This is a genomic window from Pseudomonas sp. SbOxS1, assembly GCF_013416725.1.
In the GTDB taxonomy this organism is placed as follows: domain Bacteria; phylum Pseudomonadota; class Gammaproteobacteria; order Pseudomonadales; family Pseudomonadaceae; genus Aquipseudomonas.
The window spans coordinates 504,484-523,510 of record NZ_JAAVXC010000004.1; the positions used below are offsets into that span (position 1 = coordinate 504,484).

General features: G+C 61.1%; 22 protein-coding genes. 9 read left to right on the top strand and 13 right to left on the bottom strand.

What is annotated here, in order from left to right; translation table 11 throughout:
* Nucleotides 1-80 precede the first annotated feature (80 nt).
* Nucleotides 81-1,268, top strand: a complete 1,188-nt coding sequence (nhaA, locus tag HFK74_RS08615) for a Na+/H+ antiporter NhaA (protein ID WP_180203136.1) — start codon at nucleotides 81-83, stop codon at nucleotides 1,266-1,268.
* A 193-nt stretch (nucleotides 1,269-1,461) separates the two neighbouring features.
* A complete protein-coding gene (locus HFK74_RS08620) occupies nucleotides 1,462-1,932 on the top strand; it encodes a hypothetical protein (protein ID WP_180203137.1) in 471 nt (156 codons plus the stop codon).
* Nucleotides 1,933-2,010: 78 nt separating this feature from the next.
* On the opposite strand, the gene HFK74_RS08625 is transcribed toward HFK74_RS08620, so the two are convergent.
* Nucleotides 2,011-2,475 (bottom strand): glycine zipper 2TM domain-containing protein, encoded by a 465-nt coding sequence (locus tag HFK74_RS08625; RefSeq protein WP_008056824.1) that lies wholly within the window; start codon nucleotides 2,473-2,475, stop codon nucleotides 2,011-2,013.
* A gap of 166 nt (nucleotides 2,476-2,641) precedes the next feature.
* Here HFK74_RS08625 and HFK74_RS08630 point away from each other — a divergent pair, with 166 nt between their 5' ends.
* On the top strand, nucleotides 2,642-2,878 hold the full coding sequence (locus HFK74_RS08630; protein ID WP_180203138.1) for a hypothetical protein: 237 nt from the start codon (nucleotides 2,642-2,644) through the stop codon (nucleotides 2,876-2,878).
* A gap of 5 nt (nucleotides 2,879-2,883) precedes the next feature.
* On the opposite strand, the gene pdxH is transcribed toward HFK74_RS08630, so the two are convergent.
* The 5 genes from pdxH to dinG all read right to left on the bottom strand — a co-directional run bounded on the left by pdxH (nucleotide 2,884) and on the right by dinG (nucleotide 10,821).
* Nucleotides 2,884-3,531 (bottom strand): pyridoxamine 5'-phosphate oxidase, encoded by a 648-nt coding sequence (pdxH, locus tag HFK74_RS08635; RefSeq protein ID WP_180203139.1) that lies wholly within the window; start codon nucleotides 3,529-3,531, stop codon nucleotides 2,884-2,886.
* A gap of 24 nt (nucleotides 3,532-3,555) precedes the next feature.
* Nucleotides 3,556-4,650: an OmpA family protein gene (locus HFK74_RS08640; protein ID WP_180203140.1), complete on the bottom strand. Its 1,095-nt coding sequence runs from the start codon at nucleotides 4,648-4,650 to the stop codon at nucleotides 3,556-3,558.
* A gap of 113 nt (nucleotides 4,651-4,763) precedes the next feature.
* Nucleotides 4,764-5,909, bottom strand: a complete 1,146-nt coding sequence (locus HFK74_RS08645; RefSeq protein ID WP_008056818.1) for an EstA family serine hydrolase — start codon at nucleotides 5,907-5,909, stop codon at nucleotides 4,764-4,766.
* A gap of 169 nt (nucleotides 5,910-6,078) precedes the next feature.
* Entirely contained in the window at nucleotides 6,079-8,580 is a 2,502-nt protein-coding gene (locus tag HFK74_RS08650; RefSeq protein WP_180203141.1) for a beta-agarase, read from the bottom strand.
* A gap of 96 nt (nucleotides 8,581-8,676) precedes the next feature.
* Complete coding sequence (dinG, locus tag HFK74_RS08655) at nucleotides 8,677-10,821, bottom strand: ATP-dependent DNA helicase DinG (protein ID WP_180203142.1); 2,145 nt, start codon at nucleotides 10,819-10,821, stop codon at nucleotides 8,677-8,679.
* A gap of 99 nt (nucleotides 10,822-10,920) precedes the next feature.
* Between dinG and HFK74_RS08660 the strand changes: the two genes are divergently transcribed.
* Nucleotides 10,921-11,385, top strand: a complete 465-nt coding sequence (locus HFK74_RS08660; RefSeq protein WP_180203143.1) for a CopD family protein — start codon at nucleotides 10,921-10,923, stop codon at nucleotides 11,383-11,385.
* 40 nt (nucleotides 11,386-11,425) lie between these two features.
* Here HFK74_RS08660 and HFK74_RS08665 read toward each other — a convergent pair whose 3' ends face one another.
* From HFK74_RS08665 to HFK74_RS08680, 4 genes are all read right to left on the bottom strand, one after another.
* Entirely contained in the window at nucleotides 11,426-12,184 is a 759-nt protein-coding gene (locus HFK74_RS08665) for a collagen-like protein (RefSeq protein ID WP_180203144.1), read from the bottom strand.
* Nucleotides 12,177-12,455, bottom strand: coding sequence for a DUF1145 domain-containing protein (locus HFK74_RS08670; RefSeq protein ID WP_180203145.1), 279 nt, complete (start codon nucleotides 12,453-12,455; stop codon nucleotides 12,177-12,179). The genes HFK74_RS08665 and HFK74_RS08670 overlap by 8 nt, the downstream gene beginning before the upstream one ends.
* Before the next feature lie 147 nt (nucleotides 12,456-12,602).
* Nucleotides 12,603-13,319: an OmpA family protein gene (locus tag HFK74_RS08675; RefSeq protein ID WP_180203146.1), complete on the bottom strand. Its 717-nt coding sequence runs from the start codon at nucleotides 13,317-13,319 to the stop codon at nucleotides 12,603-12,605.
* Between the two features lie 90 nt (nucleotides 13,320-13,409).
* On the bottom strand, nucleotides 13,410-14,105 hold the full coding sequence (locus HFK74_RS08680; RefSeq protein ID WP_180203147.1) for an OmpA family protein: 696 nt from the start codon (nucleotides 14,103-14,105) through the stop codon (nucleotides 13,410-13,412).
* A 190-nt stretch (nucleotides 14,106-14,295) separates the two neighbouring features.
* Between HFK74_RS08680 and HFK74_RS08685 the strand changes: the two genes are divergently transcribed.
* The 4 genes from HFK74_RS08685 to HFK74_RS08700 all read left to right on the top strand — a co-directional run bounded on the left by HFK74_RS08685 (nucleotide 14,296) and on the right by HFK74_RS08700 (nucleotide 16,096).
* A complete protein-coding gene (locus HFK74_RS08685; RefSeq protein WP_180203148.1) occupies nucleotides 14,296-14,793 on the top strand; it encodes a DUF6231 family protein in 498 nt (165 codons plus the stop codon).
* A 4-nt stretch (nucleotides 14,794-14,797) separates the two neighbouring features.
* Nucleotides 14,798-15,274, top strand: a complete 477-nt coding sequence (locus tag HFK74_RS08690; protein ID WP_180203149.1) for a YchJ family protein — start codon at nucleotides 14,798-14,800, stop codon at nucleotides 15,272-15,274.
* Between the two features lie 124 nt (nucleotides 15,275-15,398).
* Nucleotides 15,399-15,893 (top strand): LEA type 2 family protein, encoded by a 495-nt coding sequence (locus tag HFK74_RS08695; RefSeq protein ID WP_180203150.1) that lies wholly within the window; start codon nucleotides 15,399-15,401, stop codon nucleotides 15,891-15,893.
* Complete coding sequence (locus HFK74_RS08700; protein WP_008056806.1) at nucleotides 15,890-16,096, top strand: SEC-C metal-binding domain-containing protein; 207 nt, start codon at nucleotides 15,890-15,892, stop codon at nucleotides 16,094-16,096. Before HFK74_RS08695 ends, HFK74_RS08700 begins: the two co-directional genes overlap by 4 nt.
* A gap of 70 nt (nucleotides 16,097-16,166) precedes the next feature.
* Here the strand turns inward: HFK74_RS08700 and HFK74_RS08705 are convergent, their stop codons facing one another.
* The gene (locus HFK74_RS08705; protein ID WP_180203151.1) at nucleotides 16,167-16,733 is read right to left on the bottom strand and encodes a cysteine hydrolase family protein; all 567 of its coding nucleotides are present in this window, start codon (nucleotides 16,731-16,733) and stop codon (nucleotides 16,167-16,169) included.
* Between the two features lie 304 nt (nucleotides 16,734-17,037).
* On the opposite strand from HFK74_RS08705, the gene HFK74_RS08710 reads away from it, so the two are divergent.
* Nucleotides 17,038-17,448, top strand: a complete 411-nt coding sequence (locus tag HFK74_RS08710) for a GNAT family N-acetyltransferase (protein ID WP_180203152.1) — start codon at nucleotides 17,038-17,040, stop codon at nucleotides 17,446-17,448.
* Between the two features lie 6 nt (nucleotides 17,449-17,454).
* On the opposite strand, the gene def is transcribed toward HFK74_RS08710, so the two are convergent.
* Nucleotides 17,455-17,994: a peptide deformylase gene (gene def, locus HFK74_RS08715; protein ID WP_130210077.1), complete on the bottom strand. Its 540-nt coding sequence runs from the start codon at nucleotides 17,992-17,994 to the stop codon at nucleotides 17,455-17,457.
* Nucleotides 17,995-17,996: 2 nt separating this feature from the next.
* A complete protein-coding gene (locus tag HFK74_RS08720) occupies nucleotides 17,997-18,956 on the bottom strand; it encodes a YihY/virulence factor BrkB family protein (protein ID WP_180203153.1) in 960 nt (319 codons plus the stop codon).
* Nucleotides 18,957-19,027 lie beyond the last annotated feature (71 nt).

The window sequence follows — 19,027 nt, forward strand, 5'->3', positions numbered from 1 at the left end:
AAGAATATAACTTTTGTTTTAACAACTAACGGTACGGGTTAGGGTGTGCCACCTTTTGACTTTATCGATGGAGAGCGACTTTGCCTCTGCGTAGCACGTTCACGCGTTTCTTTCAGCTGGAAGCTGCCAGCGGTCTGCTATTGATCGCCGCGGCTGTCCTCGCGTTGATCATCAACAACTCTGCCCTGTCGTGGCTTTACAACGATCTGCTGGAAACCCCCGTCGTCGCTCAGATCGGCGCGCTGAAAATCGCCAAGCCGCTGCTGCTGTGGATCAACGACGGGCTGATGGCGATGTTCTTCCTGCTGATCGGGCTCGAGGTCAAGCGCGAGGTGCTCGACGGGCAACTGTCCAAGCCGTCGCAGATCGTCCTGCCCGGCGCGGCCGCCATTGGCGGCATGGTCGTGCCGGCCCTGATCTACTGGTTCCTCAACCGTGACAACCCGCCAGCCCTGAACGGCTGGGCGATCCCGACGGCCACCGACATCGCTTTCGCGCTGGGCGTGCTGGCGCTGCTGGGCAAACGCGTGCCGGTGTCGCTGAAGCTGTTCCTGATGACCCTGGCGATCATCGACGACCTCGGCGCCATCGTCATCATCGCGATCTTCTATTCCGGCGCGCTGTCGACCCTGTCCCTGGCACTGGCCGCAGCCTGCATCGCGGCGCTGATCGGGATGAACCGGCTCGGCGTGGTGAAGCTCGGACCGTACATGATCATCGGCCTGATCCTCTGGGTCTGCGTGCTCAAGAGCGGTGTGCATGCCACGCTGGCGGGCGTGACCCTGGCTTTCTGCATCCCGCTGCGCACGAAAAACGCCGAACCGTCTCCCCTGCTGACACTGGAACACGCGCTGCACCCCTGGGTGGCCTACGGCATCCTGCCGTTGTTCGCCTTCGCCAACGCCGGCCTGTCCCTGAGTGGCGTCACCGCCGAGAGCTTCACCCATGACGTGCCAATGGGCATCGCGATTGGCCTGCTGCTGGGCAAGACCGTCGGCGTGTTCGGCCTGACCTGGCTGGCGGTGAAAACCGGCATCGCCGCCCTGCCCCAGGGTGCCAATTGGGGCCAGGTGCTGGGGGTCGCGATTCTCTGCGGCATCGGCTTCACCATGAGCCTGTTCGTCGGTTCGCTGGCCTTTGAGCCGGGCGTCAGTGACTACGCAGGAATGGACCGCATGGGGATCCTGACCGGTTCGATTCTGGCGGCGCTGATAGGTTATGCCGTGACGGCGGCGGCGAGTCGCAAGTCTGTGCTACAGCCTGCGTAGCCCCAGACGGCGTAACGTGTAGGAGCAAGTTCGCTCCCGCACGTTACGCACCAAGCTTTTCGGATTCTTCCTACAATCCTTACGGATGCTGCCTGCATAAATCTCCAAGCCTTTCCCGATAACTTTGCGATTTCTGACTCGTGCCTTCTGCTTTATGCAGGCACGGTCAAACTCAGTAATGTTGGAGAGGGTTATGGCGCTGCGTCAGGAACTAATGCCCCCGCATCTTTGCGAAACCAGGGTCGCTCGCCTTGCAGACCTTGCGGCCGAAATTGCTGGCGCAGATCAGGATCGGGCCAGGAATCTGTTGGCTGAATTCAATCGAGAGGCCATGACCCACCTGACCTTTCTCGACTTTCAAGGCCTTTACGGGGCCCAGGATCATGACACATGGGTTCGCCAGATCCTGGCGGCTCCTTATGAACGACGCCTGAAGGGTATCTCCCAATCTGAACTGATCGAAATTGCTCGCAGAGTCATGAATGCCGATAGTCCGGAACATGCCACCGACTTCTGGCTGAAAATGTTGGTGCTCAATATTCCGGATGTTCGTGTTTCCGATCTTTTTTTCTGGCCTGGTGAATATTTTGGCGATGGGGACAACGCTCGAGAACTGACACCGGAGCAGATCATTGAAACGGCCCTGAAGAACAGCGACTTGTAGCCCAATGCCGGAAAACGGCGCAAAAGAAAACCCCGACCAGTCACCCTGATCGGGGTTTTCTTTTACCCGTATTCCCGCTTAGTGGGAAACGCGGCTGGTGCCATCAACCGTGGCAATACGCACGCGCTCACCGACACGGAACACTTCGTTTTCCTGAACCTGTTGCACGTAGGCGCGCATGCTGCCGTCATCTTCGCGCACGGTGATTTCCACACCTTGGGTACGGGTCAGGCCTTCTTCGGTGGCCGAGCCCAGCAGGCCGCCGGCAACTGCACCGATGACTGCAGCGACGATGCTGCCTTTACCGCCGCCGATGGCACTGCCGCCGACACCGCCGACCACTGCACCCGCAGCACCGCCGATCGGGGTTTTGGTACCTTCGATTTTCACCGGTCGCAGGGCTTCGATGGTGCCCATGCGAATCGTCTGCACGCGACGCGCTTCGTCACGGGAATAGGAGTCACCGGTCAGGCTCGATTGGCAGCCAGTGAGCAACATCGCCATGGTAGAAAAGGAAGCAACCAGCAGAACAGACTTACGCATAGCATCAACTCCAAAGGACAAGTAACCATTAAACTCCGCAGCTTGACGCCTGTCACGGCATTGCCCGGAGAAAATTGCTTCGATTCAGGCTCCGTACAGGCCGTCTGCGAACTCACCACACAGTAGCGGCCTTTACTCAAAACTGCGCCACTGACCGGGGATCTATATGGATTACTTTATCATTGTCATCACTACCGTCGCCGGACTGTACTTCCATGGCTGGCTGTACGTGCGCATCCGACGCTGGATGGACCGGGACCTGGCGTTGGCGCTGGCGGGCAATGACGAGCAGAAGAAAGCGTTCATGCTCGAACGGTTGGCGAGCGCCCAGGCGCAGAAAATCAAGCGTCGAGACCTGCCGCAGTGGCTTGAGGCCGCCGCGGCAGGCTATCCCGAGCGGTAGACTGCTTAAGGCGCCAGACGTTCAAGAATCCAGCTGGCACCCTGCAGGCGATAGTTGAGGCGGTCGTGCAGTCGGCTTGGGCGGCCTTGCCAGAACTCGATGCGTTCTGGCAGCAGACGATAACCGCCCCAGTGTTCAGGGCAGTGAGGCTGGGTAACGCTGAAACGTTGCTCGGTATCCTTGAGCAGCGACTCCAGTTCGTTGCGATCGGCTATCACCCGGCTCTGCGGCGAAGCCCAGGCACCCAGGCGACTGCCCAGCGGGCGCACCTGATAGTACGCGTCGGACTCCTCGGGCGTGACCTTCACCACCCGACCTTCAATCCGCACCTGACGCTCCAGCGTCGGCCAGAAAAACGTCATGGCGGCGAATGGATTCGCCACCAGCTGCTGGCCTTTGGCGCTGTCGTAGTTGGTGAAGAAGGTGAAGCCCTGCGCATCCAGGCCCTTGAGCAGCAGAATGCGGCAATGCGGCCGCCCGTCCTGGTCAACAGTGGCCAAGGTCATGGCATTGGCCTCCACCGGTGCCTGCTCGGTTTTCACCGCGTCGGCAAACCACTGGTGGAACAGCGCAAACGGCTCGGCCGGCGCTTGCGCCTCGGTCAGGCCATCACGGGTGTAGTCGCGGCGCATATCAGCCAGGGCCTTGGTCATGGCGCATTCCTTATGGTTAACGAATCACTTCTTTGTGGTATCGGCGGCGACCTTCGTCGAGTCGGCAGCGGCTTTGGCCGGTGCAGTCTTTTTCGCAGGTGTCGCGGTTTTAGCCGGTGCCTTCTTGGCTGGAGCCTTGGCGGCTTTCTTGGCCGGCGCTTTTTTCGCGACCGGTGCAGCCGCTTTCTTCGCGTCGGCAGGTGCTGGCGTCACAGGCTTGGCCACAGGCTTGATGTCCTGGGCTGCAACCATGCGCACAGGCGCCGGAGCCGGCATATTGTACTTGCTCAGCAGCGCGACCATGGTGTTTTGCGGCGTGACCAACAGCTCCACGCGACGGTTCAAGGCACGGCCTTCAACGCTGTCGTTGGCCGCACGCGGGGCTTCGCCGCCCATGCCGCGCAGCATCAGGCGATCACGCTGCAGACCGCTGAGACGGAAGATCGCGGCCACGGACTGCGCACGCTCCTGACTCAGCTTCACATTAGCGGGCGCTGCACCCGAGGTATCGCTGTGGCCGAGCACCAGTACGGCCGTCTTCGGGTCGGCTTCAAGGATTTTCGCAACGCGGGTGAACGGGCCGAGTGTCACCGGCAGCAGCATGGCCGGGCGGTCCGGGTTGAACGAGCCTTCTACCGGCGCGGTCACCACCAATACGTTTTCACGGCGTTCGAGTTGCAGGTTGCTGTCCTTGATCGCTGTACGCAGGCGCGGCTCGTAGTCGTCAAGCCAGGCTTGGGTGACTTTCGGATCCGGCATCGGCACGGCTTTGGCAGTGCTCTGCTCTTTGCCTCCAAACGGCCACCACCACTTGCCACCCGCGTCGGCCTCAGCCTTGGCCACTTCGACCGGCTTGGCCACAGGTTTTACCTCTGGTTTTTTATCGAGCGCTTCCTCGGAGCCGAACGGCCAGTACCACGGGCTGGAACTTTCAGCCTTGGCAACTGGCGCGGCAACCGGTTTCAGCGGTGCCGGGGCTGGAGCCGGTGTCTTGGTCGCGACTTTGTCGGAAGACCCGAACGGCCACCAGCTGCCGCCGTCTACATCACTTTTAGGAGTCTGTGCGCAACCGGTAATAGCAAAGCACAGTGCCAAGGCGAGGGTGGGTTTGGTTGACATTGGGTATCCACAAAAATGAAGTAATAAAAATCAGGCCGAATCGGCCCGCATAAACAGACGCTTGGAAACTGAAAAGGCTGTCGGGTTCCAGCTCCGGAACCTTTAAGCGTGATTTACAGACAAGTGGCCAGTACCCGCACAAGCCTTTGTGCGCGCGGATCCATCAAGACGTACGGCCCCAGGGTATTTGTCACAAATCCGAACGCCACATCATGCTCGGGGTCAGCGAAGCCAACGGAGCCGCCAGCGCCCGGATGCCCGAATGCTCGCGCGCCCAGGCCGAAGGTGGCATTGGGCACATCCGGTTGATCGAGCATGCAGCCCAGGCCGAAGCGGGTCCGGGTCAATAAGGTCTTGTCCTCGCCAAGGCTGTGCTCACGGGTCAGTTCGTCGAGCAACTCGCCTTCGAGCAGGCTGCCATCGAGCAACCCGGTGTAGAACCCGGCCAGGCTGCGGGCATTGCCGTGGCCATTGGCCGCCGGCTGCTGCATGCGCCGCCACTCCGGCTTGTTGGTGCTGGTCAGCACCGAGGGCGGATTGGTGAACGCGCGGGTGGTCATGGCGGTTGGCTCGCGCATGGTCACTTGCAGCAGACGCTGGGCCGCCGCATCGCCGACATTGCCCTTGCCGCGGGCAATGTGCGCCACGCGATGGAACTCTTCATCGGCCAGGCCGACATGAAAATCCAGGCCCAAGGGCTTGGCGACCCGCGCCACAATGGACTCACCGGGGCCACGGCCGTCAGCACGGCGCAACAGCTCGCCGATCAGCCAGCCATAGGTGATTGCCGCATAACCGTGGCCTTCACCGGGCGTCCACCAGGGTGTTTCGGCGGCCAGCGCCTCGACCATGGTTTGCCAGTCGTAGAGCGCTTCAGGGGCCAGCAGCTCGCGTAACGCCGGCAGCCCGGCCTGATGGCAAAGCAGCTGGCGCAAGGTGACCGATTCTTTGCCAGCGGCGGCGAATTCAGGCCAGTAGCGAGCCACCGGGGCATCCAGTTGCAACTTGCCTTCGGCCACCAGTTGCAGGGCGGTGACGGCGGTGAAGGTCTTGGTGCAGGAGAACAGGTTGGCGATGGTGTCGCTGTGCCAGGCATCGCTCCCGTCCTTGTCGGCGGTGCCGGACCACAGGTCGACGACAGTTTCACCGCCGATCTGGATGCACAACGCGGCGCCACGTTCCTGAGGATCGTCGAACAGCGCCGCGAACGCTTCACGCACTGCCTCGAACTTAAGCTCGTAATGACCCTGAATCTGCACCCGCAACTCCCCGCAAACGTTCTGTAAAAGTGGCCCGCATTGTTCCAGCCCTTGAGGGTTTTGGGAACAGGTGCGGGCTGGGCGGTCGATCACTCGCAGAACTGATCAGAATTTTTTGGCGTCTGTAAAGATCCCATCGCGAGCAGGCTCGCTCCCACAGGAATCGGATTCAATGACCTTTGCCGGAATGCCCACCAGCGCCCTTCCCCGGGCCTGTGCCGGCCTCGGCCTTGCGCCCGCCCTCGGCATCATGGTTAGCCTTGTCGACTTCGGCTGCAGCCTTCCGGGCCTCTTTGCCCAACTGCTCAACCGCCGCCAGATTGCTCTTGCGCACGCTGTCGACAAAGCCCTGGAACGGCAGATCGGTAATGCCTACCAGGCCAAAGTGACCATTTTCGCCATCCAGCAGGCGCCCGGTCACGGGTTGGTCGAGGTACTGGAACCAGTGCACCCCGACAATCGACGGTTCGGTCAGCGCCTGTTTCAGGAAGTTCGCGTAGGCCGGGCCCCGGTCTTCTTCCTTCGCCAGTTGCGTCACGCCGCCCCAGAACGGGCCGCGATCGGTCGAGCCGAAGTTGAATTCGGTGATCAGCACCGGTTTGTCGAGGCTGCGCAGTTGGGCGAAGTCGTAACCATCCTGTGGCTGCAAGGTGTACATGTTGAAGCTCAGGACATCGCAGTACTGCGCACAGGACTCAACCGCTTCCGGGGTGCTGATGGCGAACCGGCCACCGAGCAACAGCTGGTTCGGCGCGTGCCACTCGAGCGAGTCGGAAATGGTCTTGAAGTAGGTGTCGGCGAAGACCTTCTGGAAATATTTGAAGTCGGCCTCGATTTCCGGGTGCTCGGCGCTTGGCAGGGGCGGCACGAAGCCCGGGTCTTCCATCAGCTCCCAGGCTGGCAGATCGATACCCCAGGCTTTCGACAAGCCTGCCTGGTTGCGGTATTTATCGCGCAACTGCTTGAGGAAGGCGCGCTTGGCCGGCACGTCGGTGGTCATTTTCAAGGTGCCGTACGCGAGCGCGTAACGGGCTTTCGGGTCATCGCCGGGACCGGCCCAGGCCAGTTCGTTGTCGGCGAAGTAACCGATCAGCCAAGGGTCGTCGCGATGGTCGCGGGCGGCAATGGCCACGGCGCGTTCGGTCGCCATGGCGAAACGCGGGTCGAACGGGTCGGGCATCCCGCCCCACCAGTCGCTGCCGGTGCTGATGCTGGCGTAATCGCCGACGATTGACAGGGGCAAGGTGTAGGGAACGCGTTCAGCTTCACCCAGGGTCTCAGCGCTCCAGTTGCCGAGGGTATTGAAGCCCCAGGCTTGCAGGCGATCGAGGGTGTGGCCGGTCCAGCGATGCTCATCGAACGTCGTTTTGCAGGGTTCGGCAGGTGCTGGCTCAGCCGCTTTCGCCACCGTCGCATCGACGGCGCCGGCCTTGGCGGCTTCTGCGACACCGGATTCAGCCGTTGATGGCGTGACGGGGGGCTCGGCAGCCTTCTCGGCCGTTGCCTCTACCGCATCGGCCTTGGCCGCTTCAGCGACGCCTGCCTTGGTATTGCTACCCAATGCACAAGGGTCGCCATACAGGCGCTGCAAATTGGCACCGTAGAAGTCGTACCATTTGCCAGCATTGAATCCGCGGCCCTGATCAACACCGTTACCACCGCGGTTATCGCCCTCACCGTAGTGATTGGCCAGCGGTTCGTCAGGTTTGGGCAGGGATTCGAACATCCATTCGCGGCCGGCGACATAGGTCTGGTTGATGTCTGCCGTAACCGCATTGACCCCCAGCGAGTAAAACGGATGCCCTTGCGGTGTCACCAGGTACCAGCGGCCGTCGCGTTTCTCGGTGCGGAAAAAGCCGCTGGCCTTGAACGTCGGCCCGGTGGTCCAGCCACCGAACTTGTCCAGGGAGGACTTTTCGCGATCGACCAGCCAGGTTTTCAGCTGCTGTTGTTCCTTGGCGGCGGCGCTTTTCAATTGTTCGTCGCTGCTGACCTTTTCTGGCCATTTGGCCCGGGTCGATTGCCCATAAGCGTCCACCAGGGCGCCATAGACCGCTTGGGTCACCCCTTCGCCATCCTGCACGCCAAAGCGCTCCAGCAGGATGCTCTGGGCGACTTTCGGCTGATCCATGGACAAGCTGACCGACACCACCTGGCTGCGGTCCAGCTCACCGGCACTGCTGGCGAGCAAAACGCGCTGACCGTCGACCGTCATCGGCATTGGCGGACCCGCCTTCATGCCCTGGCTGAGCGGTGAAGTCGGCTGCAAGGGCACCAACAGGGTCTGCGCCGGACCGGCCGGAAGATCGACGCGACTGACCAAGGTCTTGCCGTCGTTGCTCTGGATAGTCACGTACAGGGTCACGGCCCAGTTCATCGCGCTCTGGATCCGCAGGCTCATGACGCCCGACTGCGACCAGTCCCACGCCCCGCTCTGCGGCGACAGGCGCAGGGTTGGCCGGGCCACCGGGTTGAATGTCACCCGGCGCAGCACTTCACCTTCGGCGGTTTGTTCGGCGTTGGATTGCGGCAGGCTGGCGTCCTGGGTCGCCACCTGGACCACGTCGGCGGGGCGCACAAAGTTGAAAAGCGTCTGTTGGCCTGCGGGCGCGGCCATCAAGGGCGTTGTAATCAACAGGGCAAGAACGGCAGGTAGCGAACAGCGAATCATGAGAACGGAATTCTCCCTAGCGACCCGTATGGGGCCAATGGAAATGCGATGGTAGAGAGATAGACAACGCGGCGGGCAAAACTGCCCACCGGTTTATCAGGAAATTTCACGACGGAAGGGAGGCAACGCATTGAGGATCGCCTTGCCATAGCGCTGGGTGACCAGGCGCCGATCGAGCAAGGTGATGGTGCCGCGGTCCTCTTCGGTGCGCAGCAGGCGACCGCAGGCCTGGACCAGTTTCAGCGAGGCATCCGGCACCGAAATTTCCATGAACGGATTGCCGCCACGGGCCTCGATCCATTCGGCCAGGGCCGCTTCGACCGGGTCATCCGGTACCGAGAACGGAATCTTGGCGATCACCACGTGCTCGCAGTACGCGCCAGGCAAGTCCACCCCTTCGGCAAAACTCGCCAGGCCGAACAGCACACTGGAATCACCGCCATCGACCCGCGCCTTGTGTTTGTTCAGGGTCTCCTGTTTCGACAGGTTGCCTTGAATGAACACTTGCTTGCGCCAGTCGCGGTCCAGGCCGTCGAACACGTCCTGCATCTGCTTGCGCGAGGAAAACAGCACCAGCGTGCCCCTCGAGCCTTCGACCAGCTCCGGCAGATCGCGGATGATCGCCGCGGTATGGGCCGCTGCATCCCGCGGATCGGCGTTCAGGTTCGGCACCCGCAACACACCGGCGTCGGCGTGATGGAACGGGCTCGGCACCACGGCGGTCACGGCTTTTTTCGGCAGGCCGGCGCGCATACGGAAGCGGTCGAAGGTGCCCAGGGCGGTCAAGGTCGCGGAGGTTACGAGCGCGCCATAGGCCACGTTCCACAGGTTTCGCCGGAGCATTTCAGCCGCCAGGATGGGGCTGGCGTTGACTTCGATATCGAACAGCGAGCCGCTTTCCGACAGGGTCAGCCAGCGGGCCATGGGCGGGTTGTCTTCCGGGTCTTCGGCGGTGAAGGCGACCCACAACTCCCAGTTGCCCGAAGAGCGGGACAACAGGCTGCCAAACAGCGGATACCACTCTTCGGCCTGGTTACTGGCGATCCCGATATTGACCTCGCCGTCCATGCCTTCCTTGAGCAATTCCGTGAGGCGGGTAAACAGGTCAGTCAGGCGCGCGAAGCCTTTCTTCAGCTCGATGCCCATTTCGCGCATGTGCTCGGGAATCACCCCGCCGACGAAACGGTGACGCGGGCGTTCGCGGCCCTCGACGTCTTCGCCGGGCTTGAAATCGGCGGCCTGTTCGCAGGCGGTGAACATGAACTGCTGCTGGGTCTTGATCTCCCGCGCCAGCTCCGGCACTTGCTCGATCAGCTTGCCCAGGTCACCCGGCAAGGGATGCTGGGCCAGCAGCTTGGTGAGGTTCTTGGCGGTGGTTTCCAGCCAGTCGGCGGTGGAGCGCAGGCGCGTGTAATGGGCGAAGTGGCCGATGGCCTTGTCCGGCAGGTGGTGGCCTTCGTCGAACACGTAGATGGTGTCGCGCGGATCGGGCAGCACGGCACCGCCACCCAGTGCCAAGTCGGCCAGGACCATGTCGTGGTTGGTAACGATCACATCGACCTTGCCCATGCCTTCGCGGGCCTTGTAGAAGGCGCACTGGCCGAAGTTCGGGCAATGGCGGTTGGTGCACTGGCTGTGATCGGTGGTCAGGCGCGCCCAGTCGGCGTCCTCCAGGGCAGTGGACCAGCTGTCGCGGTCGCCGTCCCACTTATTGCCGGCGAGCTTCTCGATCATGCTGGTGAACAGCTTCTGACTGGCCTCATCGACCTCGATCTTGAAGCCTTCTTCTTCGAACAACTGGGCAGTGGCGGTTTGCGCGTGACCTTCCTGGAGCAACATGTCGAGCTTGGACAAGCACATGTAGCGCCCACGCCCCTTGGCCAGCGCGAAACTGAAATTCAGCCCGCTGTTGCGCATCAGGTCGGGCAGGTCCTTGTAGACGATCTGCTCTTGCAAGGCGACGGTGGCCGTGGCGATCACCAGGCGTTTGCCGGCCGCCTTCGCCGTGGGGATGGCCGCCAGGCTGTAGGCCACGGTCTTGCCGGTACCGGTGCCGGCTTCCACCGCGACAATCGCGGGTTCGCCACTGCGCCGGCCTTCGTCGTCGGTGTCGATGTCACCGAGGACCTTGGCGATTTCAGCGATCATCAGTCGTTGGCCGTAGCGCGGCTTGAGGCTCTTGGCTTCGAGAAAACGCGAATAGGCGCCCTGGATCGTGGTTTTGAGTTCAGTGCTGATCATGGATTGTCGGGCGCAAAAAACGCTGGATAAATTTTCAGTAGTTCGGTTCGGCCGCTATCATACCCCGCTAATGAATCCCGCGCAGAACGGAGTAACCCAATGACACCCTTTAGCCTCATTTATAGCCTGCATGTACTGGCGGCCCTGGTCTGGGTCGGCGGCATGTTTTTCGCCTGGATGGTCTTGCGCCCCGCGGCCTTGAAGGCACTGGAGGGCCCTGCCCGGCTGAAGCTGTGGGTAGAAGTGTTTCAGGGCTTTTTTCGTTGGGTGTGGGTCGCGGTGGCGCTGTTGCCGATCAGTGGCGTTGGCATGATTCATCTGCAATACAGCGGTTTTGAAACCGCGCCGCGTTACGTGCAGGTGATGATGGGGTTGTATGTGGTGATGACCGCGCTGTTTATCCGGATCCAGGCGTTGATGTTGCCGGAGTTGCGCGCCGCGGTAACGGCCCAGGATTGGCCGGCGGGGGCTGCGGTGCTGGGGAGGATTCGCCGGTTGGTGGGGATCAATCTGATCGTTGGCCTGGTGTTGGTGGCGATTGCGGCGGTTAGGCCGACGATGTGATCGTTCCCACGCTCTGCGTGGGAACGATCAGTCTGGGGGATTACAACCGCTGCACAGTCACCGAACCCGCGGCCCCCTCCACTCCCGGCTGCCCGTCTACGCCAGGCTTGCCACTCTTGCCACCATCAGCCTTGTAGACGAAACAGCCCTTGGCCTTTCCGCCCGCCCCCGGCTTGCCGCCAGGTCCGGCCACGCCACCGGCACCGCCGGCCACTTGAACCTTGATATTGTCAGCCGGGTAATCACGCGGCACGGCCAGCCTGACCGCCGCGCCAGGCGCACCGGCCTGGCCATTGCTGCCATCGCTGCCGTCGGCACCGCGACCCGCCTGGCCCCAGGCGCAACCCGGTGCCTGGCCGTTGGCCCCGTCAAGACCGACAAAGCCCGGTGCACCGGCGCCACCACGAGCATCCACCAGCAGTTGCGGTGCCTTCAGTGCCTTGATCTGCATGTTCAGGTTGCGCCCGGAGCGGGCAGCCTTCTGATAGGTCCCCGGTGCGCCGCGCGCGGTGATCTGGCTGCCCTCGGACAGGTCAGCACGGTTGACCTTCAACTCCAGAGCCTGCTCGCCGGGCACAATGGTAATCCGCGCCTCGCGGCCCAGGTGCAGTTCACCGACGCTGACTTCGGTCACGTTCGAAGGAATCAGCAAAGTGCCGTAGTCGGCCACTTCCAGGCGTTCCAGTTGCAAGGTGCTGGCGGTGTTGGGCAGGCGCATCAGCGAGTTGGTTTCGACACTCACCACCTGGGCGCAAGCCAATGGACTGATGAGGGCGGCGAGCAGACAGAGTTTACGCATGGGAAGCCTTAGGTGCGGTGGGAGCGGGGATGGTTTGCAGGTGGAAAACACCGAAAATGAGCACTTTCAAGCGATCGAGCCAAGGGTGGGCACGGCCCCTGAGGCTGCGGTAGCAAAACATCGCCTCCAGCAGATGAAGCCCCGCCAGCAGGCAGCCGGCCAGGTTGGCCAGCTGGTGCAACGGATAGATGAACGGCGTGAGCAGATTGACCAGCACCACCAACCAGAACACCAGGGTCAACAGCTTCCCCAGCCCCCATATCACCTTCATAACCGCCCCCGATGAGAATTATTATTTGCTCGCACAGTAACGGCTTCCACGCGGGATAAGCCAGAGGGCAAGCGAAAATTCCTGAGGAAGATGGAAAATGGCCGACGGAACGACGTAAATCATCGCCCGACGGCTCTATTGCGCGGCTCAGCGATTGATGTGCAATTCCACGCGGCGATTTTTCGCACGGCCTTCTTCGGTTTCATTATCGGCCACAGGCTCGCTTTCGCCTTTGCCTTCGCTGGTGACTTTATCGGGCGCAACGTGCTGGCTGAGCAGATAGTCGGCGACACTGCTGGCACGTCTTTGCGACAGCTCCTGGTTGTACTCATCCGATCCGACGCTGTCGGTGTGGCCGACCACCTTGATGCTCGCGACGCTGGGGTCCTGCAGTTTGCCCATGACCGAGTCCAGCTTGCTTTGCATGCTGGGGGTCAAGTCAGCGCTATTGAAGGCAAACAGCACGTCATCGGCATCGCTCAGGGTAATGACTTCGGCTTGCACAGGTTCAGCCTTCACGCTGTCCGGGTATTGCGGCAGCGGGCAGCCATGATGTTCCACGGGTGTATTGGCCGGCGTGTCAGGGCAGCGATCGCGACGGTCGAACACGCCATCGTCGTCTTCGTCGCCATCCTGGGCATAACAGATCAAGCCACCGCCCAAGATCCCGAGCGCCGCTCCACCGGCCGCCCAACCGCCACTTTCGATAGCGCCCAGACCTCCGCCGACGAGTCCGCCAAGAAGGCTGCAGATCGGCCAGGTACGTTGATTGAGGGGGGCGGTGCCATCGCTGTGAGTAGCGCAACCGGTCAACAGGCTGCCAAGCAGCAGAACCGGCAAGACGGTCCGTGTGAGAATGCTCATTTTTGAAAGCTCCTGTGTCACCGGCCGATGCCGGTTACACAGGAGTAAAGACCCGCATCCACGACTGCACAAGCCGTGGATGCGAGGGGTCTAGCGGTTGATTTTGATTTCCGTGCGACGGTTCATCGCGCGGCCGTCAGCGGTTTTGTTGTCGGCAACCGGCTGGCTTTCACCAGCCCCGCTGACCGACACGAAGCTGCTGCGAGGCACACCGCTTTCGATCAGATATTCCACCACCGAATGCGCGCGGCGATCCGACAGTTTCTGGTTGTAGGCATCGCTGCCCACGCTGTCGGTGTGACCGGTCACGGTCAGTCGGGCGCTGGCTGCTTCCTGTTTCAGGCGAGTGGCAATGGTGTTGAGCTTGTCTTTATCGGCGGCTGTCAGCTTGGCCGAGTCGAACTGGAAGTTGACATCGCGAATCACGATGGTTTCTTCCTTGACCACCACGACCTCTTCAACCACTGGAGCAGGCGCTGGTGGTGGGCAGCCATCGGCATCGACCTTCACGCCTCTTGGCGTGCCTGGGCACTTGTCGCGGCTATCGAGCACACCATCGCCATCTTCGTCACCATCACCGTGAACCCAGCAATAGGCTGCCGCCGTAGCACCGACTACCAACGCGCCATAACCGGCCCATGATGAACTCTCGGTTGCACCGAGACCCGCACCTACGACACCACCGACCGCGGCACAGGTCGGCCAGTCGGTTTTCTGCAAACCTGCGCAACCAGTCAACACACTGGTTAGCAGAACCAGGGGTAATGCTGTCCGAACTATGCTCATCTAGTTTTCTCCTGAAGGATCGGCTTAGAACCGATTCAGGGAGTAAAGACCGGAGTTTTAATCTCCGCCAGCAATAGGCCATAGCAGTTTTGTCCCGTGTTCACAGGCGATCGTGACTTTTCCATCGAAGCCGCTCTAGGATCGAACAAGCGGGCAGGCTAGTCTTGGCAAATCTGATTGAGGATCTTCGATGATTGCAGGTATTTCTTCACGCACGCCACAGCAGGCGCTGGCCGCTTTGCTGGACCGTTATGCCCCTGCGCGCCTGTTGTTGATTGGCGCCAGCGAGTTCCCCGCGCTCGAGGCCTTCAAGCTTGCGCACCCGGACAGCAACGTGGCGCATGCGGCGCCCGGGCCTTTGCCCGCCGAGCTGGAGGCGCGCCGTTTCGATCTGGCGCTGGTGGTCGACTGCCTCGAACATTTGCCCAAGCGTGATGGCCTGAACCTGCTCGGTGGCATTCGCAACCTCAACGCCAGCCGCATCGCGGTGCTGGCCGACCTGCCGGCGAGCGGCTGGCAGGAAACGGATTTTTTCTCCCTGGCGCTGCAAGCCAGTGAACGCTTCCAGCGTGACGAACAGGTGCTGACCCTGTTCACCTATGATCTGCTTGAATACAAACAAGTACCCGACTGGCTCAACTCACGGTTCTGGGCCAATCCGGAAAATTTCGGGAAATACTGGTGGTAACGCAATGAGTACATCCATTTGCCCTTGCGGCAGCGGCACCCTGCTCGATGCCTGCTGCGGCCATTACCATGCCGGGCACCCGGCACCCTGCGCCGAAGCCCTGATGCGCTCGCGCTATAGCGCCTATGTGCTGGGCCTGATCGATTACCTGGTGGCAACCACCCTGCCCGCCCAGCAGAGCGGGCTCGATCGTCAATCGATCACCGACTGGAGTGCCCAGAGCACCTGGCTGGGCCTTGAAGTCGAGAGTTCCGAAGTGCTCGGCGGCCAGCCGGAGCATGCCTTTGTCACGTTCACCGCACGCTGGCACGACGGCAGCGGCGAGCACAGCCATCGCGAACGCTCCTCGTTCGTGCAGAACGCCGGACGCTGGTACTTCATCGACCCTACCGTGCAACTGGACGTCGGGCGCAACGACGCCTGCCCTTGCGCCAGCGGGCATAAGTTCAAGAAGTGCTGTTCGGGGTATTTCGGTAGCTGACCCCGGACTGTAGGAGCCGGCTTGCCGGCGAACCATACGACGCGGTGTGTCAGATACACCGCTTTCGCTGGCAAGTCGGATCGCCGCATCGCAGCTCCTACAGGTTCAAGGGAGAGAAACGACCATGATCACCCGGCGACTCGCATGCTTACTGCTCACTCTGGCTCTTTGCCTGGGGCTCGGCGGCTGCGCATCCTGGTTCAGTACCGATGAGCCAGACCCGGAGGTGCATCTGGTCAGGGTCGAAGTCGTGCGGGCCAAGTTGATGGAGCAACGGTTTGTCCTGCACTTTCGTATCGACAATCGCCGCGACAGCGAGTTGACCGTGCGTGGCCTGGAGTATCGCATCCACCTGGGCGACATCCTGTTGGCCGAAGGCGAGCATGAGCACTGGATCTCCGTTAACCCCAGGAGCAGCCGCTTTTACAAGGTGCCAATTCGCACCAACCTGTGGCCCAAGGTCAAGGACCTGGTCAAACAGCTGAAAAACCCAGAGCAGGCCGTTCCCTATCGTCTGGAAGGTGAGATGGAAACCGGTTTATTCATCGCTCACTACGTGCACCTGGCGCGTAATGGCGTGATAATCCCCGCCGATCTAATTCCGGAGCAACCTCGATGACCCAGCAACCCCATGTTCATGGCCCAGACTGCAACCACGATCATGACCATCACCAGCATGATCACGACCATGGCCATGTCCACGGCCCGAACTGCGGCCACGCCCACCAGGAACCGGTGCGCAACGCCTTGAAAGACGTCGGCCGCAACGATCCTTGCCCATGCGGCAACGGCAAGAAGTTCAAGAAGTGCCACGGCGCTTGATCGGCTGAACCCCTGTCTCTGTAGGGGCTGCGGTGTATCAGGTTGGCCGCCTTCGCCGGCAAGCCGGCTCCTACAGGGTTTCAACCGCTTCCAGGATATGCGCGGTGCTGGTGACCGTGGCGTACTCGCCATGCAAGTTCCCCAGCGACATCCCATGGACCTCTTCGGCTGAATGGGCATTGCCGAAAAAATCGGCCTTGTCGAAGGTAAAGCAGCCATCCTCCACCACCCAGGTATCAAACCCCAGGTTGCCTGCCGTGCGCGCCGTGGACTCCACCGAGTTGTGGGTCGCCACGCCAACGATGACCAGTTGCTCGATCCCCGCCTCGCGCAAAACGGCTTCCAGCCCCGTCGAACAAAACGCGTCCGGTACCTGTTTTTGAATGTGTCGTTCGCCAGGCGCAGGCAGGAATCGCTCCTGAAATTCCACCCCGGACTGCCCGGGCCAGAATACTGAATCCTCTGAGCGGGACAGATGCTGCACGTGGATCACCGGCCGAGCGCTATGGCGCCAATGGCCCAGCAGTTCCAGCATGCGCTCCTCGGCCTGGGGATTGTTCCGCAACCCGAGTTTGGGGTGCAGGATGCCTTTCTGTTGATCGATGATGATGAGCGCCGCGTTGGTCTTCAGCTCCATGCAGACTTTTCTCGTGCAGAATTTAATGGCTTGCAGTTGCTTTCAAAAGGATCGCTCCCATGATGCATGGGAGCGATCACCCGCGCGGGTTCAATGACCGAACACGCCCACCTTCTTGGCTTTCTTTTCCGTGCGCTTTTCGATGGCGGTTTTCAGCGGTTTTTTCTTCGCTGCTTTCTTCGAATCCATACCTTTGGACATGATGCGTACTCCACGGACAGGGGATGTGAGATCAGGTATACACCTATCGCAGCCGACGTGTTCTTTTATAATCCCAAGCTTTGCGCACCGACAGTCCAAGACCATGCCCGATACCCAGTACACCCGGCTCGAAGAGCCATTATGGCCGCTGATGAACAAGTTTTATCGCGCCCACCAATCGTCTATGAAGGCGGTGCGCGACGCACAATTGTGGGTGGCGCGGCGCGACGAGATCGTCGCAGCGCTGTGTTTGCGGCCGGTGTCCGGCGGGCATTGGTTGACCGGGCTGTTTGTCGACCCGGCTTGCCGCGAACAGGGTGTCGCCGCGGCGTTGATTGCCGCCGCCACCCGAAACATTGAAAGCCCGGTATGGCTGTTCTGCCATCCGGACTTGCGTGATTTTTATCAACGTCGCGGCTTTACCTTCGATCCGCCGATGCCTTACGCCATGGTCGAGCGCCTGAGTCGCTACGCCCGCAGCAAGCCGATGATTGCCATGGGCCTGGCGCCGTAGAACAGGTCAGTCGTCTGCGTTGGGATCAAGGTCCGGGAACATCACCTCGGTAAACCCGAACTTGCTGAAATCGCTGATGCGCGACGGGTACAACCGACCGATCAGGTGGTCGCACTCATGCTGCACCACCCGCGCGTGAAACCCCGAAGCGATGCGCACGATCGGCTCACCCTTGGGGTCGAAACCTTCGTAGCGGATGTGTTGATATCGATCCACCGCGCCGCGCAGGCCAGGCACCGACAGGCACCCTTCGAAACCCTCTTCCAGGGTCGGGCTCAGCGGCGTGATCAGCGGATTGATCAGAATGGTCTGCGGCACCGCTTCGGCGTCCGGGTAACGCTCGCTGTGCTCGAAGCCGAAGATCACCAGTTGCAGGTCGACGCCGATCTGCGGCGCGGCCAGCCCAACCCCTCCGACGCTTTCCATGGTCTGGAACATGTCGTCGATCAGTTGCCACAACTCGGGGCTGTCGAACATCTCGGCCGGCACTGGCGGGGCAATGCGCAGCAGGCGTTCATCGCCCATTTTCAGGATTTCACGGATCATGGTCAGGTTTCGTCAATGGTCGGTTTGGGTTGTGAGTGATCGCGGCCCAGGCCGGACACGTGGTGTTTTTCCTCGTGGACAGGACCATGCTCGCCGGCCACCTTCTCGCCAGGGTCCTTGCCCTCTCGCGACATGTGCTCGATCACCGCATTCATCTCCGCGCCCAACAACAACACCGCGGCGGATATGTAGAAGTACAGCAACAGCACGATGATCGCACCGATACTGCCATACATGGCGTTGTAGTTGGCGAACTCCTTGACGTACAAACCGAAGCCCAGGGACGCGATGATCCACACCACCACCGACAGCACCGAACCTGGCGTGATGAAGCGAAATTCCTGTTTGACGTCGGGCATGACGTAGTAGATCAACGCGACGGCGACCATCAAAAGGATCACGATCACCGGCCAGCGCGCAATGCTCCATAACGTGACAATGAAGTACTCCAGACCGACTTGCGCCGCGATCCAGCTCATCACCTGCGGCCCGAGCACCATCAGGGCGGCAGCGATAAGCAGCATCCCGGCGATGCCCACGGTGTAGATGATCGACAAAGGAAAGCGCTTCCACGCCGGTCGGCCTTCAACCACATCGTAGGCGGCGTTCATCGCGCTCATCATCAAGCGCACACCGGCCGACGCGGTCCACAGGGCAATCACGATACCCACCGACAGCAGGCCACCCTTGGATTGCTGGAGCTGGTCGATTACCGGGTTCACCTGCTCCAGCGCCTGGGGTGGCAATACCAGCTCCGATTGCAGGCGCAACCAGGAAAAGAAGTCCGGCAGATGCAGGAAGCCGATCAGGGCAATCAGGAACAGTATGAAAGGAAACAGCGAAAACAGCATTTGATAGGCCAGCGCCGAGGCATACGTCGACATTTCGTCGTCGACGAACTCGGTGACCGTGCGCATCATCACACGGTGCAGTGGCAGGCCTCTCATGTCCGGGAAAATCATTCGCGTCTCCATTCGCCGCATACAGGATTGGGTTGAAGTCGTGGCGACTCAGGGACCGTTTTCATTGATCA

Excerpts from the sequence above, each read along its gene's own strand:
- HFK74_RS08695 (WP_180203150.1), top strand. The coding sequence starts at position 15,399 with ATGATCACCCGGCGACTCGCATGCTTACTGCTCACTCTGGCTCTTTGC.
- HFK74_RS08710 (WP_180203152.1), top strand. The coding sequence starts at position 17,038 with ATGCCCGATACCCAGTACACCCGGCTCGAAGAGCCATTATGGCCGCTG.
- HFK74_RS08630 (WP_180203138.1), top strand. The coding sequence starts at position 2,642 with ATGGATTACTTTATCATTGTCATCACTACCGTCGCCGGACTGTACTTC.
- HFK74_RS08685 (WP_180203148.1), top strand. The coding sequence starts at position 14,296 with ATGATTGCAGGTATTTCTTCACGCACGCCACAGCAGGCGCTGGCCGCT.
- HFK74_RS08700 (WP_008056806.1), top strand. The coding sequence starts at position 15,890 with ATGACCCAGCAACCCCATGTTCATGGCCCAGACTGCAACCACGATCAT.
- HFK74_RS08640 (WP_180203140.1), bottom strand. The coding sequence starts at position 4,650 with ATGTCAACCAAACCCACCCTCGCCTTGGCACTGTGCTTTGCTATTACC.
- HFK74_RS08660 (WP_180203143.1), top strand. The coding sequence starts at position 10,921 with ATGACACCCTTTAGCCTCATTTATAGCCTGCATGTACTGGCGGCCCTG.
- HFK74_RS08650 (WP_180203141.1), bottom strand. The coding sequence starts at position 8,580 with ATGATTCGCTGTTCGCTACCTGCCGTTCTTGCCCTGTTGATTACAACG.
- dinG (WP_180203142.1), bottom strand. The coding sequence starts at position 10,821 with ATGATCAGCACTGAACTCAAAACCACGATCCAGGGCGCCTATTCGCGT.
- HFK74_RS08720 (WP_180203153.1), bottom strand. The coding sequence starts at position 18,956 with ATGATTTTCCCGGACATGAGAGGCCTGCCACTGCACCGTGTGATGATG.
- HFK74_RS08680 (WP_180203147.1), bottom strand. The coding sequence starts at position 14,105 with ATGAGCATAGTTCGGACAGCATTACCCCTGGTTCTGCTAACCAGTGTG.
- HFK74_RS08675 (WP_180203146.1), bottom strand. The coding sequence starts at position 13,319 with ATGAGCATTCTCACACGGACCGTCTTGCCGGTTCTGCTGCTTGGCAGC.
- HFK74_RS08625 (WP_008056824.1), bottom strand. The coding sequence starts at position 2,475 with ATGCGTAAGTCTGTTCTGCTGGTTGCTTCCTTTTCTACCATGGCGATG.
- def (WP_130210077.1), bottom strand. The coding sequence starts at position 17,994 with ATGATCCGTGAAATCCTGAAAATGGGCGATGAACGCCTGCTGCGCATT.
- pdxH (WP_180203139.1), bottom strand. The coding sequence starts at position 3,531 with ATGACCAAGGCCCTGGCTGATATGCGCCGCGACTACACCCGTGATGGC.
- HFK74_RS08670 (WP_180203145.1), bottom strand. The coding sequence starts at position 12,455 with ATGAAGGTGATATGGGGGCTGGGGAAGCTGTTGACCCTGGTGTTCTGG.
- HFK74_RS08620 (WP_180203137.1), top strand. The coding sequence starts at position 1,462 with ATGGCGCTGCGTCAGGAACTAATGCCCCCGCATCTTTGCGAAACCAGG.
- HFK74_RS08690 (WP_180203149.1), top strand. The coding sequence starts at position 14,798 with ATGAGTACATCCATTTGCCCTTGCGGCAGCGGCACCCTGCTCGATGCC.
- HFK74_RS08705 (WP_180203151.1), bottom strand. The coding sequence starts at position 16,733 with ATGGAGCTGAAGACCAACGCGGCGCTCATCATCATCGATCAACAGAAA.
- HFK74_RS08665 (WP_180203144.1), bottom strand. The coding sequence starts at position 12,184 with ATGCGTAAACTCTGTCTGCTCGCCGCCCTCATCAGTCCATTGGCTTGC.